Raw genomic sequence first — 1,057 nt, 5'->3', positions numbered from 1 at the left:
TTTTCATCTTAGTTGGTTATTACCTAAAATAATTCCCTCTCCGATTTTAATTTATCTTGCTGGTTGGTATCACGGTATCATTTTCGTGACTGGCTTCTTTATTTTAGGACTATTATTATTTATCGAATTAAACGGTAAATATAACAAACGTAAAATATCCCAATTGATTGCAGCTTTAACTTTAATTTCCTGCGTGCTGAGCATTTTAGGTTATTGCTTGCAACCCGTAGATAAACTGCTCGAAGAAAGTAAAATTATCAACGGTGTTGTCATGCAAACTACCTTTTATACCTGCGCTCCTTCTGCGATCGCGACTCTGTCTCGTCACACCAAAATTCATCCCCAATTAACCGAACAAGAAGCAATAAAATATACTAAAACCAATCGCTTTGGTACGACAACTTTAAGAGAAATTAAAGCCATGCGAGAATTAAATTTAAACCCAGAATATAAGCATAATTTAACAACAGAAGACCTATTTCGTCTCGATAAACCCGCTCTGCTCCACGTTAAAGAACGCAACAAAGACGATGAAGGAGTTAGATTTGCTCACGCAGTTGCTTTAATTGGCACGAGTAAAGAACACCAGTTATTTTTAATTGGCAATCCTTATTACGGTTTGCAACTAAAAACTGTTAAAGATCTGGATAATTATTGGTTTGGCGAAGCGATCGCTATAAATCGTTCTTAACGAACAGTTTCAACTCAGCACAAAGCCTTACAGTGAGGTAAACAGAAGCGAAAAAGATACATACTTCTTAATAATCAGACTAAGGAAGCCCGAAAAGTTTTAATCTAAAGGCTGAACCATAAATTAAAACAATACTTATAACCAAATGACTGTAACGGCAAGTGGTGGCAGTTCATTAGCCCGTCCTCAACTTTACCAAACAGTAGCGGTTTCGACTATTCTGCAAGCAGAACAGCAAGACCGTTTCCCAGAGCGAGGCGAACTAAACGAATTAACAGCTTATTATAAATCTGGTGCGAAACGATTAGAGATTGCTCAGGTACTAACTATTAACTCTGACCTAATCGTGTCCCGCGCAGCAAATCG

1 protein-coding gene and 1 pseudogene are annotated in these 1,057 nt (G+C 37.6%); both read left to right on the top strand.

Going from position 1 to position 1,057, the window contains the following annotated elements:
- The coding region (locus F6K13_RS34510) for a hypothetical protein (RefSeq protein WP_287290153.1) at positions 1 to 691 on the top strand (691 nt) is incomplete at its 5' end.
- 145 nt (positions 692 to 836) lie between these two features.
- Positions 837 to 1,057 (top strand): annotated as a pseudogene (locus F6K13_RS34505) (photosystem I reaction center subunit XI); the annotation flags it as partial.

The sequence above is a fragment of the Okeania sp. SIO2B9 genome, from assembly GCF_010672505.1.
Lineage (GTDB): Bacteria > Cyanobacteriota > Cyanobacteriia > Cyanobacteriales > Microcoleaceae > Okeania > Okeania hirsuta.
This window is presented reverse-complemented; position numbering and strand designations above follow the sequence as displayed.